Origin of the sequence: Magnetospirillum sp. XM-1, from assembly GCF_001511835.1 — a bacterium.
Taxonomy (GTDB): Bacteria; Pseudomonadota; Alphaproteobacteria; order Rhodospirillales; family Magnetospirillaceae; genus Phaeospirillum.
This window is the reverse complement of record NZ_LN997848.1, coordinates 3913632-3927209: the sequence shown is the minus strand read 5'-3', so window position 1 is coordinate 3927209 and position 13578 is coordinate 3913632. Positions and strand designations below refer to the sequence as shown.

Sequence of the window (13578 nt, the reverse complement as noted above, 5' to 3'; positions counted from 1 at the left end):
TTCAGGCTTTGTCGCATCCCCGACAAAGGCGGCGGGGATGCGACAAAGACCGCTTCGGGCCGTCCTATTGCGACACTGAATCCTTGCGGCGGTGTCGGGCCAGGTACAAGGGCGTCCGCGACTTGGGGATCTTGTGGATGAAGTTGTAGCGGGCCACGTGGTAGCTGGGATCGAAGCCGTAGAAATTCAGCTTCATGTGTTCCAGCTCCTCGGCGCGGTACTGCTCCAGGGGCTTTTGGGCTTCGTCGGCGGCCCGGGTCAGGCGTTTGGCGGCCAGGCGCTCGTCCAGGCCCGGGTCGGCGGCCAGGGCCTCGGCCATTTCCTCCACCAACTGGCGGAATTCGGGGATGCTGCGACCGAAGCGGCAATCGATCAGCCCTAAGCGCTCGGCCTCGGCGGTGCCCATGGGCAGGCGGGCTTCGACGACGCGGCGGGCATTCTCGGCGCCGCAGCGCCGGGGCAGCAGGTAGGTCCAGTATTCCGAGCCGTAGAGGTTGCCCATGCCCTTGTAATGGGGGTTAAGCACCACCGCTTCGCGCGCCGCCACCAGATCGGCGGCCAGGGCCAGGAACACGCCGCCCGCCCCCGCATTGCCCTGCATGGCGGCGACGGTGAAATGGCTGGGGCAGGTGATGATCTCGCGGCAGAGATCGTTCATGGCGTTGATGTTGTCCCAGGATTCCCCGGCGGGGCTGGCGGCGCTTTCGATGGTGCACAGATGGATGCCGTTGGACCAGAAGTCGGGGCCGCCCATCAGCACGATCACCTTTGTCGGGCGCTCCGTCGCCTTGACGAAGGCGACTTTCAGGCGCCGGCACTGATCGGTGCTCATGGCGCCGTTGACGAAGGGGAAATGCAGGTATCCCACCCCGTGGCGCTCGTCGTACCAGATGTCGTGATAGCCGGGCGACTCGGGCAGGTGGTCCAGGGGCCCCAGCACGTCCAGCGCCGGCAGTTTCAGGGCGTGTTCTTGCCTGGCCCGCAGATGGCCGATCCACACCGCGCCGTCGGTGGTGGCGCGTGCCACCGCGTGGCCCGAGCGGGCGATCAGCTCGCCCGGCTTGCCCGAAAGACCCGACGCCGCATGGGCGTCATACAGGTAGACCGGCCGGTCGAGCATAAAATCCAGCAGGCCCGGCGTGCCGTCGGCCGAGCGGATCTTGGCGAGTACCGTGGCGGTGTCGTCCTTGGCCCAGTCGATGGCGCGATCCGCCTGCTTCACCGCCGGCTTGAAGGGGGACAGGGCCGGGCGGCCGACCGGTCCGTCGGCGAGGCGGGCAAGGGCGTCGAGTGTCGCCTCTACCGCCCCGTCGGCCACTTCGTTGCGATAGAGGCTGGACTTGGTGGCGGGACGTAGCGGGAAGGTGCGGCTGGCCCAGACCGGGCCTTCGTCCATGCCGGCCTCGGCCTGCAGCACGGTGACGCCCCACTCCTCGTGGCCTTCCAGGATGGCCCAGTCCAGCGCCGCCGGTCCCCTATCGCCGGGCGGGCCGGGATGGACCACCAGGCACAGGTGGTTCTTCCAGACGCTTTCCGGAATGGCGCGCTTGAGGAACGGGGCGACGATCACGTCTGGCCGCGCCATCTCCACCGCCTGGATGGTGACGGAATCGTTGACGTCGAATTCACAGGTGACGTCGTGGCCCAGTTCCGACAGTTCCACCCACAGGCGCTGGGTCAGCGAGTTGAAGGAATGGGCCAGTAACAAGACGCGCATCAGCAAATCCTCGGCAATTGCTCGCCGGCCAGCCAGTCCACCACCCGGTTGCCGCCCATGCGGGTCTTCATCTGGACGAAGTGGTGGGAGTCTTCCCGGCACGCCCCGATGCGCGCCGCGTCGGCGCCTAGGGGATGGGCGCGCATGATGTCGAGCAGGCGAGGGGCGTCGGCCTCGGCGCAGATGCAGATCAGCTTGCCCTCGTTGGCGACGTAAAGGGGATCGAGGCCCAAAAGCTCGCAGGCGCCCAGCACCTGGGGCTTGACCGGCACCAATGCTTCCTCGATCAGCATGCCGACGCCCGACTGGCTGGCGATCTCGTTCAAGGTGGCGGCCAGACCGCCCCGGGTGGGATCGCGCAGCACCCGGATGCCCGGCACGGCGGCGACCATCTTGGCGACCATTGTATGCAATGCGGCCGAATCGGACAGGATCTCGGTCTCGAAGCCCAAGCTTTCCCGCTGGCTCATCACCGCCACGCCGTGGTCTCCCATGGTGCCCGACACCAGGATGGCATCGCCGGGCCGCGCCAGATCGCCGGAAATCGAAACGCCGGGCGGCACCATGCCGATGCCTGCCGTGGTGATGAAGATGCCGTCGCCCTTGCCCTTTTCCACCACCTTGGTGTCGCCGGTCACCACCGGCACACCGGCGTCCTTCGACGCCTTGGCCATGGAGACGACGATGCGCTTGAGATCGGAAAGGGGGAAGCCCTCCTCGATGATGAAGCCCGCCGACAGCGAGATGGGTCTGGCGCCGGCCATGGCCACGTCGTTGACGGTGCCATGCACGGCAAGGCTGCCGATGTCGCCGCCGGGAAAGAACAGCGGGCTGATGACGTAGCCGTCGGTGGTCATCACCATGCGCCCGCCGGGCACGTCGAAGGCGGCCTGATCGTTGCGCTGGTTTAGCGCCTCGTTGTCGAAGGCGGCGACGAACAGTTCCTCGACCAGCTGGGCCATGGCGCGGCCGCCGCCGCCATGGGTGAGATCGACACGGCCGGACGCGATGTCCAAGGGGCGGGGATGGGCGCGGCGGGGCAGGGTCATTCACTCTTCTCCAGGTCGCGGAAGCGGCCATAGGTCCAATGGGCGGCGCAGGCGCCCTCGGCCGAGACCATGCACGATCCCATGGGGTTTTCGGGCGTGCATACGGTGCCGAACAGCTTGCAATCGGTGGGCTTCTTGACGCCCCTGAGGATGGCGCCGCATTCGCAGGCCTTGTTGTCGGGCGGGCTATCCTGGGGCACGTCCCAGCGGCGCTCGGCGTCCCAGGCGGCATAGGGCTCTTTCAGGCGGAGCGCCGAATAGGGCACCATCCCTAAGCCGCGCCATTCGAAGACGCGCCTAAGCTCGAACATGTCGGCCACCAGGGACTTGGCCTTCTCGTTGCCGTCCCTGGTCACGGCGCGGGCGAACTCGTTCTCCACGTCGAAGCGGCCGTCGTTGATCTGGCGCACCAGCATGCGCACCGCCTGCATGACGTCGAGGGGCTCGAACCCGGCGATCACCACCGGGCGCTGGTATTCCTCGGCGAAATACTCGTAGGGGCGCGAGCCAATGATGGTGGACACGTGGGCCGGGCCGATGAAGGCGTCCAGCTTCACCGTGCCCAGTTCGCGCACCTCGGGGCTGTCGAGGATCTGGGTGATGGCCGACGGCGTCAGCACGTGGTTGCAGAACACGCTGAAATTCTTCAAGCCCAGCGCCTGGGCCTGTTTGATCGCCACGGCGGTGGGCGGGGTGGTGGTCTCGAAGCCGATGGCGAAGAAGACGATCTGCCGGTCCGGGTTGGCCTGGGCCAGCTTGATGGCGTCCAGCGTCGAATAGACCATGCGCACATCGGCGCCCTCGGCCTTGGCCTTCAACAGCGACAGGCGTTTGGAGCCCGGCACGCGCAGCATGTCGCCATAGGTGCATAACGTGACGCCCGGTTGCTTGGCCAGCCAGATGGCGGCGTCGATGCGCCCGACGGGAAGCACGCAGACCGGGCAGCCCGGCCCGTGGATCATCCGCACATTGGCGGGCAGCAGGTCTTCCAGGCCGTAGCGGCTGATGGCGTGGGTGTGGCCGCCGCAGAATTCCATGATGTGGTAGGTGGAGGCGGGATCGGCCTCGGCCTTGATGGCGCTCGCGATGCTTTGCGCCACCTCGCCGTCCCTGAATTCGTCGATGTATTTCACGCCGGCACGCCCTCACCCAGCTCGCGGAACAGCTCCAGCGTGCGGGCCGCTTCTTCCGGGTCGATCACCGACAGCGCGTAGCCCACATGGACGATGACGTAGTCGCCCGGCTTCACGTCGGAGACCAAGGCCAGCGAAATGGTCTTGGTGACGCCGCCCAGTTCCACCTTCGCGTTGTCGTCGGGCAGGAGTTCGGTGACCAGGGAGGGCAGGGCAAGGCACATGGATTTGGGTTCCTCTTAACTCAACGCGGCGATCCAGGCCTGCCCTAAGGACAGGCCGGCGTCGCCGGGCGACACCTTGGCGGCCAGCAGCGGCTTCAGGCCGGCTTGTGTCAGCTTCTCCACCAATCCGCCGGTCAGCACCTTGTTGAGGAAGCATCCGCCTCCCAGGGCGACATAGGGCGTGCCGGCGGTTTCCGCCACTTCCGCGATCCACTGGCCCATGGCTTCGACCAGGGTGCCGTGGAACAGGTTGGCACCTCTGGCCGGGTCGGTGCAATGGGCGAGGCAGGCCAGCAGCGGCAGCAGGTCCAACACCCCGTCCTGGATGATCCAGCCGGTGGGCAGCACTTCCGGCCTGGTCGCCAGGGCTTCCAGGGCCATGGGGGCCTGGCCCTCGAACTCGGCGATGGGGTGGATGCCCAACAGGCCGCAGGCGGCGTCGAACAGCCGCCCGGCCGACGAGGTTTCCGGGCTGTTGAGGCGCCTGTCCAGCATCTGCCCCAGCATGGCGCTGGCGGGAATGTCGCGGAAGCGGGAGGATATCTCGTCGCCGCGGCCCAGGCGGTGCAGGGCGGCCGCCGCCATGCGCCAAGGCTCGCGCGCCGCCCGGTCGCCGCCGGGCTGGGGCAAAAGGGCGAGATGGCCCAGGCGGCGGTAATGGGCGCCCTCGGCCTTCAGCAATTCGCCGCCCCACGACTGGTTGCCGGGGCCAAGGCCGAAGCCGTCGAAGGACACGCCGATCACCGGGCCCTCGATGCCGTGCTCGGCGGCGATTGCCGCGGCGTGGGCATGGTGGTGCTGCACCGCCACCGCCGGCAGGTCCAGGGATTGAGCATAGCGGGTGGAATGGAAATCGGGGTGCAGGTCATGGGCGACCCGCACCGGGGTGACGCCTGCCTCGGCCACCAGCGCCTCGACCGTCGCCTCGAAGGCGGTGATGGCCTCGGGCGTGCCGAGATCGCCGTGATTGGCCGAGATCAGCGCTTCCGATCCCCGGGTCAGGCAGACCGAATTCTTGAGGAACGCGCCCAGCGCCAGCACCGGCGGCACAGGGTGCGGCAGGGGAACGATCTGGGCGATAGCCGAACTCACTTGCCCTCCAGACTGGCCTTGGCGGCGGCCAGCTTGGCTTCCAGGCGGCGGATGCGCTCGGTGACCATGCGCTTGCGGCCCTCGTTGATCCAGGCCAGCCATTCGTCGAAGCCCTCGCCGGTCCGCGCCGAAAGCTGCAGCACGACGATGTCGGGATTGACCCGGCGCGCAAAGCCGATGCAGCGCTCCACGTCGAAATCCGTGTGGGGCAACAGGTCGGTCTTGTTGAGGATCATCATGGAAGCGGCGTGGAACATGTCGGGATACTTCAAGGGCTTGTCCTCGCCCTCGGTCACCGACAGGATCGCCACCTTGTAGGCCTCGCCCAGATCGAAGGCGGCGGGGCAGACCAGATTGCCGACATTCTCGATGAACAGTACGGAATCGTCCTCGACAGCCAGCTTGGCGATGGCGCTTTCCACCATGTGGGCGTCCAGGTGGCAGCCCTTGCCGGTGTTGACCTGGATGGCGGGAATGCCGGTGGCGCGGATGCGGTCGGCGTCGAAGCTGGTCTGCTGGTCACCCTCGATCACCGCCAGGGGGTAGCGGCCCTTCAGGGCCTCGGCGGTGCGGCACAGCAACGTGGTCTTGCCCGAGCCGGGGCTGGAGACAAGGTTGAGCGCGAACACCCCATGCTCGGCCAGCCACGCCCGGTTGCGCCCGGCGAAATCGTCGTTGTGGGACAGGATGTCCTTCTCGATCTGGACGATGCGCTTCTGGCTGAGGCCCGGCACGTGGACGCCGGCGATGCCGCGGCCGTAATGGATGTCCCGATCGGAATGAATGTTTCTATCGGAATCGTGGTCGTGGTGATGATGGTCGTGGCCATGGGGATGGTCATGGCTGTGATCGTGGCTGTGGCCATGATGGTGGTCGTGGTCATGATCGTGGGAGTGGGAATGTCCATCCACCTTGGCGTCACCGCAGCCGCACACCGTGCACATCACTCCACCTCCATTTCCTTGATCCGCATCTCCTCGCCCGAGGTCACCGCCAGCTTGGCGCCGCCGCAATCGGGGCAGAGGTCGACCCGCGAGGTGACGTGGACCGACTTCGAGCAATCCATGCACCAGGCGGTGCCGGGGACGCGGATGATCTCCAGCTTGGTCCCGGCGGTGAGCGGATTGCCCCGCGCCACCGCGTCGAAGCAGAATTCCATGCTTTCGGGCACCACGGTGGACAGCTCGCCGATCTCCAGCCACACCGTCTTGACCCGGGTGAAGCCGTGGCTTGCCGCCTGATCCTCCAGGATGCGCACCACGCCCTCGGTCAGGCTCATCTCATGCATGGGGCCTGACCTCGATGCGGAAGGGCACGCAAGGGTCCAGGCTGGCGGCCAGCAAAGCGGCCCGTCCCGCCAGATCGGGACCGCAAGCCCCCATCAATCCCCGGGCCAGGGGGCCGTCGGGGTGGAAGTTCCACTCGGTGGGGGCCAGAATCCGGTACGCGCTCAACAAACCCTCCCGCAATTCCACCCGGTGGGCCAGCAGGCCGCGCGCCGCCTCCACCACTCCCAATCCGCTTCCGTCGCTCCGCGCCATGGGCAGGCCGCCGGAATCACCCGACAAATCCTGCACCAAATCTTCCACTTCCCGCAACGCCGACGCCATCTCCATCATCCGGGCGGAGAAGCGGGGCATCAAGCCGTTGCCGTACTGCCCCATCAGAAGCCCCATCAGGGGGCGGCCGGACTGGCGGGCCAGCGGCCCGGTCTCGAAGACGCCGCCATGGTAATCGGGCCGGGCACGGTAGGAGCCATCGTGGTCGGCGGCCAGCCGCGCCTCCAGATCGGGCGGCCCGCCTGCGGGCATCAGGCAGGGGGGGACGGCGCCGAAGCCTTCGAGGTTTTCGTCCTCGATGCGCTCGATCAGGCGGTCGGCCACGTCATCCGCGCGGGCCACCGCTTCGCCCAGGCCGCGCAGGATGTCGGCCAGGGCCGCGCTGTCGGGGGCCAGCCTGCCGCCGCCCGGCACGGTCCAGTCGCCCGCCGGGTAAAGCGCCTTGCGCGCCGCTATGATCAGCGGACGTAAAGGCTTCAGCGCCGAAAGGTCGGGCTCTTCGCCCAGCAAGGCGGGCCAGTCGCGCAAGCTGGCGGCGGCGTGCTCGGCCACCACCTCCACCTGGCAAAGGACGCGCCGCGCCGTGCGCTGGGCGGCCGGGGCATCGATCCCGGCGGCGTTCTCCACCGCCTGCAGGCCGGCGAGGCCTTGGGCGGTGCCGCACAGGGAGTAAAGGGTGGGCAGCAGGGCCAGGACCTGGGCCGGCTGGCGGCCGTTCAGCATATCGGACGCCTTGACCAGACGGCTGGAGCCGATCTCCACCCGCCCGACGCGGTCCCCGTCCAGATGCAGCGTGATGGCGAGGCTGGATTCCACCGGCAGCATCAGGCCTGCCCGGTGGCCAGAACCTCGGTGAGATAGGCCAGCGCCTCGGCGGCCGTCTCGGGATCGACCTTCTCGGCGGCGAAACTGCCGCCGGGGCCGAGCAGGACGTAATCGCCCACCGCCACCTCGCCGTCGAGCAGCATCAGGCTGGTGGTGCGCAGCGCCCCGAAGGCCTCGACCGTGGCGATTCCGTTGTCGATGGCGGTGATGCGGGAAGGGACGGCCATGCACATGGTTTTAAGCCGCCTTCTTGGCGACCGCGATGCCGATTTCGGCCAGTTCGCCGGCCAGCAGCTCCACCAGCTCGGGCAGGCGGGCGCCCACAATGGGGGTGGGTTCCATGGACAGGTCGAAGGACAGGGGCTCGACCCCGTACAGGACGATGTTCTTGGGCATCATGTCGTGGAAATTGAGCGCGCCCAGCATGTCGGACAGGCCGACCTGATGGGGCGAAATGCGGGTCTTGAAGAAGGCGGGAATCTGGTCGTCGGTGAGCCGCGTGATGGTGCCCGGCTCCTTCTTCGAACGCATGCAGTCGGCGATGATCAGGTAATCCGCCTCGGACACCTGGTCCAGGCAATCCATGCCCGAGGTGCCGCCGTCGATGACCTCGACCTCCTCGGGGAGGTCGTAGAGCTCCACCAGCCTATTCACGGCGTGGACGCCGATTCCTTCGTCGGAGAGCAAGATGTTGCCGACGCCGAGAACAACGATGCGCATGGCTTGGGAATCCATCAAAATGAAAGGCCTCCTTATCCCGTCATGCCCGGACTTGATCCGGGCATCCATGCCGTGCCACAGGTCCGGCGCTTTCCGGGGCGGCACCGCGTGGATGGCCGGGACAAGCCCGGCCATGACGCGATCGGGGAAGCGTACTAGAGCGCCTTGACCTGCACCACTTCCTTGTTGTCCTCGACCACATGCACCGCGCAGGCGAGGCAGGGGTCGAAGGAGTGGACGGTGCGCAGCACCTCCAGCGGCAACTCGGCGTCGGCGATGGGGTTGTCCATCAGCGAGGCTTCGTAGGGGCCGATGTTGTCGCTGTCGTCGCGCGGGCCGGCGTTCCAGGTGGAAGGCACCACGCACTGGTAGTTGGCGATCTTGCCGTCCCTGATCACCGTCCAGTGGGACAGCAGGCCGCGCGGCGCCTCGTGGAAGCCGTAGCCCATGACCTCGCCCTTGGGGAAGGTGGGCTTGTTGAAGGTCTTGGCGTCGCCCTTGCCGATATTGTCGAGCAGGGCCTGCCAGTTCTGCACCATGACCTCCTGCATCACGCCGCAGCGCACGGCGCGGGCGGCGTGACGGCCGATGGTGGAGTGCAGCGCCGCCAGCGGGATCTTGGACCCCAGCAGCGACGAGGCGGTGTCCAGCACCTTGGTGGCGTAGCCGATGGTCGGCTGGTGGCCGGCGGCGACGCCCGCCAGCACGCTGGCCAGCGGACCCACCTGGGCGCGCTTGCCGTAGAAGGTGGGGGCCTTCAGCCAGGAATACTTACCGTCATCCTGGAAGTCGGTGTACTTGGGCACGGTCTCGCCCTTGTAGGGGTGCAGCGGGCCGGGCTTGGAATACTCGTACCAGGCGTGCTTGACCCCTTCCTCGACGCCGTCGCGCAGGTAGGCGTCGCCGAAGGCGGTGATGGGCTTGTACTGGGCCAGGTCGGCGTTGGGGATGTAGCCGCCGGGAACCAGGAACTGGGTGCCCTTGGAATCCATGGGGAAGTCGGGGCACGACAGGTAGTTGGTGACGCCGGCGCCGTACTTGGTCCAGTCGGCGTAGAAGGCGCCGATGGCCGCGATATCCACCAGATAGACCTTGCGGATGAAGTCGCCCAGCGCATCCATGTGCATCTTGAGCTTCAGCAGCCGCTCGACGGTCAGCACCGACTGGCTGTCGGTGGCGATGGGGTTGGAGACGCCGCCCACCGCCACGTTCTGGATGTGCGGGCTCTTGGAGCCCAGCAGGGTGACGATCTTGTTGGCGTGGCGCTGGGCGTCCAGCGCCTGGAGGTAGTGGGCCACCGCCATGAGGTTGACCTCGGGCGACAGCTTCATGGCCGGGTGGCCCCAATAGCCGTTGGTGAACGGACCCAGCTGGCCGGAGCCGACGAAGGTCTTCAGCTTCTCCAGGGTCTGGACCATGACGTGTTTGTTGTTCAAGGGCCAGTCGGACAGGCTTTCCGCCAGCTGGGCCGCCTTCAGCGGGTCGGCCTTCAGCGCCGAGACCACGTCCACCCAGTCCAGAGCCGACAGGTGGTAGAAGTGCACGATGTGATCATGGATGGCGTGGGCCGAGATGATCATGTTGCGGATGAACTGGGCGTTCACCGGCACTTCCAGGTTCAGCGCGTTCTCGACCGCGCGGACCGAGGTGATGGCGTGGACGGTGGTGCAGACGCCGCAGATGCGCTGGGTGATGGCCCAGGCGTCGCGCGGGTCGCGGCCCAGCAGGATCAGCTCGACGCCGCGCCACATCTGGCCCGACGACCATGCCTTGGTGACCTTGCCGCCGTCGACCTCGACGTCGATGCGCAGATGGCCTTCAATCCGGGTGATGGGATCGATGGTGATTCTCTTGGACACTGCTCAGGTCTCCTTACTCGGCGGCCGCGGGGGCCGAGTGGCCGGGAAGAATGGGGAATTTGCGGACGAAAACGATGTAGGCGAGCACTTCGATGGCGATCACGCCGATGGTGACCATCATCTCGGGCACGCTGGGGAAGTAATGCCAGCCGGGGCCGGTGTCGTAGGCCACCAGGAAGGCGTCGATGCGGTACAGCACCGCGCCGGTCAGCATGCTCATGGCCGCCGCCAGCAGCTTGGACAGCTTCTTGCGGTTGGCCGGCGAGGACAGCACCACGATCGGATAGACGAACACCGCCATCTCGATCAGGAACATCACGCTCTTGGCGCCCGAGGTGAACGCCTTGAAGATGGCGCCACGCACCATTAGGTCGCCCAGGCGGATGACCAGATAGGCCACCAGGATGCCCATGATGATCTTGCCGATCTTCGAAAGCATGGGCAGCTCGTCGGCGATGTCGCGCTTGAAGCCCACGGCGGCCAGCGTCGCCTCGAGGATGACGATGGCGAAGCCCATGCACACGGCGGTCAGCAGGAACAGCAAGGGCAGCAGCGGGGTCTGCCACAGCGGGTGGATCTGGGCGCCGAACACCACCAGCAGCGATCCCAGCGAGGATTGGTGCATGGTGGGCAGCAGCACGCCCAGGCCGATGAAGAAGAACATCACCTTGTTCAGCTTGGCCTTGAGGTCCTTGAAGCCGAAATGCTCGAGGAAGGCTGGCGAGAACTCGATCCACAGCACCAGGATGTAGCAGCTGATGCAGGCGGCCACCTCGAACATCACCGATCCCGGCTGGGCGTAGCCCGGCCACAGGATGTGCCAGAAGTTCCAGTAGCGGCCGAGGTCGATCAGCACGGAAAGGCCGCCCAGGGAATAGCCGAACAGCGAGGCGGTCAGCGCCGGGCGGACCAGATGATGGTACTCGCCCCGGTTCATGACGTAGCACACCAGGGCCATGGCGTAGCCGCCGCAGGCGAAGCCCGTGGCGATGACCACGTCCCACACCACCCAGATACCCCAGGGGTAGCCGTTGTTGATGTTGGTGACGGCGCCCAGGCCGTAGATGAAGCGCTGGGCCATGAAGAACAGGCCGATGCCAATCAGCACGGCGAGCACGATGGTGAAGGGAGTGACCAGCGAGCCGCCGATGGCGGTCGGCCCGGCCTTGCCCTTCTTCAGGCGGCTGGCCACCTGGCTGGGGATGGGGTGATTGACCATTACTTGTGCCCCCCTTCCGGATGATCGAACATGTCGAAATCATCATCGTCGTGGTGGTTCTTCGAGCCCTTCCAGGCGGCGGTGACCAGACCGGCCAGCGCCACCACCGGCAGGATCATCCCGCCATACAGCGTGTGCTGCATGGTCTCGGAATCGGCGGCGTAGGCCCGCTCCGGCAGACCCATGGGCAGGGCCAGCTTGTCGAAGGGAACGCCGGACAGGTAGCGCACCTGGGTGCCGCCGGCGTCCTTCTGGCCGTAGACGTAATCCACGTATTCCGGCGCCGCCTTTTCGTGCATGTCGCCCGAATCGGGGGTGCGGCGGGGGAAATTGTTGGGCTCGCCCGGCTTCATGGCCCGGCGGCGGTCGATTTCCTCGGACAGCGCCTTGTAGGAGCCGAAGATGGTCGCGCCCGTGGGGCAGACCTCGGCGCAGGCGGCGTACTTGCCCTCGTCCATGCGGTGCCGGCACAGCTGGCACTTGGCGATTTCCGGCTTGGGCGTGTCGTACTGGAACTGGGGCACGCCGAAGGGGCAGGCGGCGACGCAGTAGCGGCAGCCGATGCAGGCGTCCTTGTTGTAGGTGACGACGCCGTCGGTGGGCCGCTTCTGCATGGCCGAGACCGGGCAGGCCGACACGCAGGAGGGGTCGGCGCAGTGCAGGCACGAGCGCTTGACATGGGCAAAGCCGTTCTCGGCCTTGTCCTTGTTCTCCATGGTGCCCGACTGGTAGACCTTGATGACGTTGTAGGTCTTGCCGGAAAGCTCCAGCGGCGTGTCCCACAGCTTTTCGCCGACATTGTCTTCCAGCGGCAGGCTGTTGGCCTCCTTGCAGGCCGACATGCAGGCCTTGCAGCCGATGCACAGCGTCCCGTCGAACAGCAGGCCGACGGCGTTCTCGGGAACCTTATGGCTTTCCCGCGCCTCGGCGCCGGCGGGGGCGAGGGTGGCGCAGGCGGCTGCCGCCGCCGTTCCACCCGCCGCCGCCCGGCGCAAGAAATTGCGTCTGGTGATGGTCATGGCGGATTACCCCTGCTTTCCGGAATCCTGGCCGTCTTCGTTCTTGCCCAGATTGCCCACCAGCTTGGCGCCGGCGCCGATGGCCAGACCGCCGACCGCCGCCACGGTGGCCAGCGCGCCGATGGAGGCTCCGGTGCCCTGCTCCTCGACCACGCGGGGATAGCCCACGGGCGGACGCTGGTTCTGCAGCTCGGCCAAGGCGTGGATGGGCTTGGCGAAGCCGATGCCCTTTTCCGTGCAGCCGATGCAGGGATGCCCGGTGCCCACCGGCCACGAGCCGGAACCCACGTCGTTGAACAGGATGGCCGGGCAGTTGGCGTAGGTCTCGGGACCCTTGCAGCCCAGCTTGTACAGGCAATAGCCCTTGCGGTGGCCCTCGTCGCCGAATTCCAGCGCGAAGCGGCCGGCGTCGAAATGGGCGCGGCGCTCGCAATTCTCGTGGATGAGGCGGGAATAGGCGAATTTCGGGCGGCCCTTGTCGTCCACCGCCGGCAGGGTGCCGAAGGTCAGGAAGTGGACCACGGTGGACAGGAAGTTATAGGGGTTGGGCGGGCAGCCGGGGATGGTCACCACCGGCTTGCCGGCCAGGATCTCCGGCACGCCGGTCGAGCCCGTGGGGTTCGGCGGCGTGGACGGCATGCCGCCCCACGAGGCGCAGGAGCCGATGGCGATGACGGCGGCCGCGCCCTCGGCGCATTCCTTGGTCAGCTGCAGCGCGGTCTTGCCGCCCACCTTGCAGTAGATGCCGCCGTCCTTGACCGGAATGGCGCCCTCGACGACCAGGACGTACTTGCCCCAGTTCTTCTTCATGGCGGCTTCGCGGGCGGCCTCGACCTGATGGCCGGCGGCGGCGAACAGCGTCTCGTGGTAGTCGAGCGAGATGATCTCCAGGATCAGCTTCTCGATGGTCGGATGCTCGGCGCGGAGCATGGACTCGGTGCAGCCGGTACACTCCTGGAAGTGCAGCCAGATCACGCTGGGGCGTTCCTTGGCGGTGATGGCCTGGGCGATCTGCGCGTCGGCCCCCTTGGGCAGGCCCATGGTCGCGGCCATGGCGGCGCAGAACTTCAGGAAGTCGCGGCGTTCCAGATTGAACCGGTTCGCGATCTCGCGGGAAATTTCGGTGTCGTCGTACATTGTCCCCCACCTTGGCTGGCGCGTC

Annotated in this window: 14 protein-coding genes; all 14 read right to left on the bottom strand. The window is 66.9% G+C overall.

The window, feature by feature from the left end:
- Positions 1–64 precede the first annotated feature (64 nt).
- The 14 genes from XM1_RS18065 to XM1_RS18000 all read right to left on the bottom strand — a co-directional run bounded on the left by XM1_RS18065 (position 65) and on the right by XM1_RS18000 (position 13553).
- The gene (locus tag XM1_RS18065; protein WP_068435948.1) at positions 65–1717 is read right to left on the bottom strand and encodes a hydrogenase maturation protein; all 1653 of its coding nucleotides are present in this window, start codon (positions 1715–1717) and stop codon (positions 65–67) included.
- Positions 1717–2766, bottom strand: a complete 1050-nt coding sequence (gene hypE, locus XM1_RS18060) for a hydrogenase expression/formation protein HypE (RefSeq protein ID WP_068435946.1) — start codon at positions 2764–2766, stop codon at positions 1717–1719. The genes XM1_RS18065 and hypE overlap by 1 nt, the downstream gene beginning before the upstream one ends.
- Positions 2763–3899, bottom strand: coding sequence for a hydrogenase formation protein HypD (gene hypD, locus XM1_RS18055; protein ID WP_068435944.1), 1137 nt, complete (start codon positions 3897–3899; stop codon positions 2763–2765). Before hypD ends, hypE begins: the two co-directional genes overlap by 4 nt.
- Complete coding sequence (locus tag XM1_RS18050) at positions 3896–4123, bottom strand: HypC/HybG/HupF family hydrogenase formation chaperone (protein WP_068435942.1); 228 nt, start codon at positions 4121–4123, stop codon at positions 3896–3898. Before XM1_RS18050 ends, hypD begins: the two co-directional genes overlap by 4 nt.
- Positions 4124–4138: 15 nt before the next feature.
- Positions 4139–5215 (bottom strand): hydrogenase maturation protein HypF, encoded by a 1077-nt coding sequence (locus tag XM1_RS18045; RefSeq protein ID WP_068435940.1) that lies wholly within the window; start codon positions 5213–5215, stop codon positions 4139–4141.
- Complete coding sequence (gene hypB, locus XM1_RS18040) at positions 5212–6159, bottom strand: hydrogenase nickel incorporation protein HypB (RefSeq protein ID WP_068435938.1); 948 nt, start codon at positions 6157–6159, stop codon at positions 5212–5214. The genes XM1_RS18045 and hypB overlap by 4 nt, the downstream gene beginning before the upstream one ends.
- Positions 6159–6503 (bottom strand): hydrogenase maturation nickel metallochaperone HypA, encoded by a 345-nt coding sequence (gene hypA / locus XM1_RS18035; RefSeq protein ID WP_082700595.1) that lies wholly within the window; start codon positions 6501–6503, stop codon positions 6159–6161. Before hypA ends, hypB begins: the two co-directional genes overlap by 1 nt.
- A complete protein-coding gene (locus XM1_RS18030; protein ID WP_068435935.1) occupies positions 6496–7599 on the bottom strand; it encodes a nickel-dependent hydrogenase large subunit in 1104 nt (367 codons plus the stop codon). The genes hypA and XM1_RS18030 overlap by 8 nt, the downstream gene beginning before the upstream one ends.
- A complete protein-coding gene (locus XM1_RS18025) occupies positions 7599–7826 on the bottom strand; it encodes a HypC/HybG/HupF family hydrogenase formation chaperone (RefSeq protein WP_231920576.1) in 228 nt (75 codons plus the stop codon). The genes XM1_RS18030 and XM1_RS18025 overlap by 1 nt, the downstream gene beginning before the upstream one ends.
- Before the next feature lie 10 nt (positions 7827–7836).
- Positions 7837–8319 (bottom strand): HyaD/HybD family hydrogenase maturation endopeptidase, encoded by a 483-nt coding sequence (locus tag XM1_RS18020; RefSeq protein ID WP_068438001.1) that lies wholly within the window; start codon positions 8317–8319, stop codon positions 7837–7839.
- Positions 8320–8474: 155 nt separating this feature from the next.
- A complete protein-coding gene (locus XM1_RS18015) occupies positions 8475–10178 on the bottom strand; it encodes a nickel-dependent hydrogenase large subunit (RefSeq protein ID WP_068435932.1) in 1704 nt (567 codons plus the stop codon).
- A 13-nt stretch (positions 10179–10191) separates the two neighbouring features.
- Positions 10192–11397, bottom strand: a complete 1206-nt coding sequence (gene hybB, locus XM1_RS18010; RefSeq protein WP_068435931.1) for a Ni/Fe-hydrogenase cytochrome b subunit — start codon at positions 11395–11397, stop codon at positions 10192–10194.
- Entirely contained in the window at positions 11397–12416 is a 1020-nt protein-coding gene (gene hybA, locus XM1_RS18005; protein ID WP_068435929.1) for a hydrogenase 2 operon protein HybA, read from the bottom strand. The genes hybB and hybA overlap by 1 nt, the downstream gene beginning before the upstream one ends.
- Positions 12417–12422: 6 nt before the next feature.
- The gene (locus XM1_RS18000; RefSeq protein WP_068435927.1) at positions 12423–13553 is read right to left on the bottom strand and encodes a hydrogenase small subunit; all 1131 of its coding nucleotides are present in this window, start codon (positions 13551–13553) and stop codon (positions 12423–12425) included.
- Between the last annotated feature and the right edge of the window lie 25 nt (positions 13554–13578).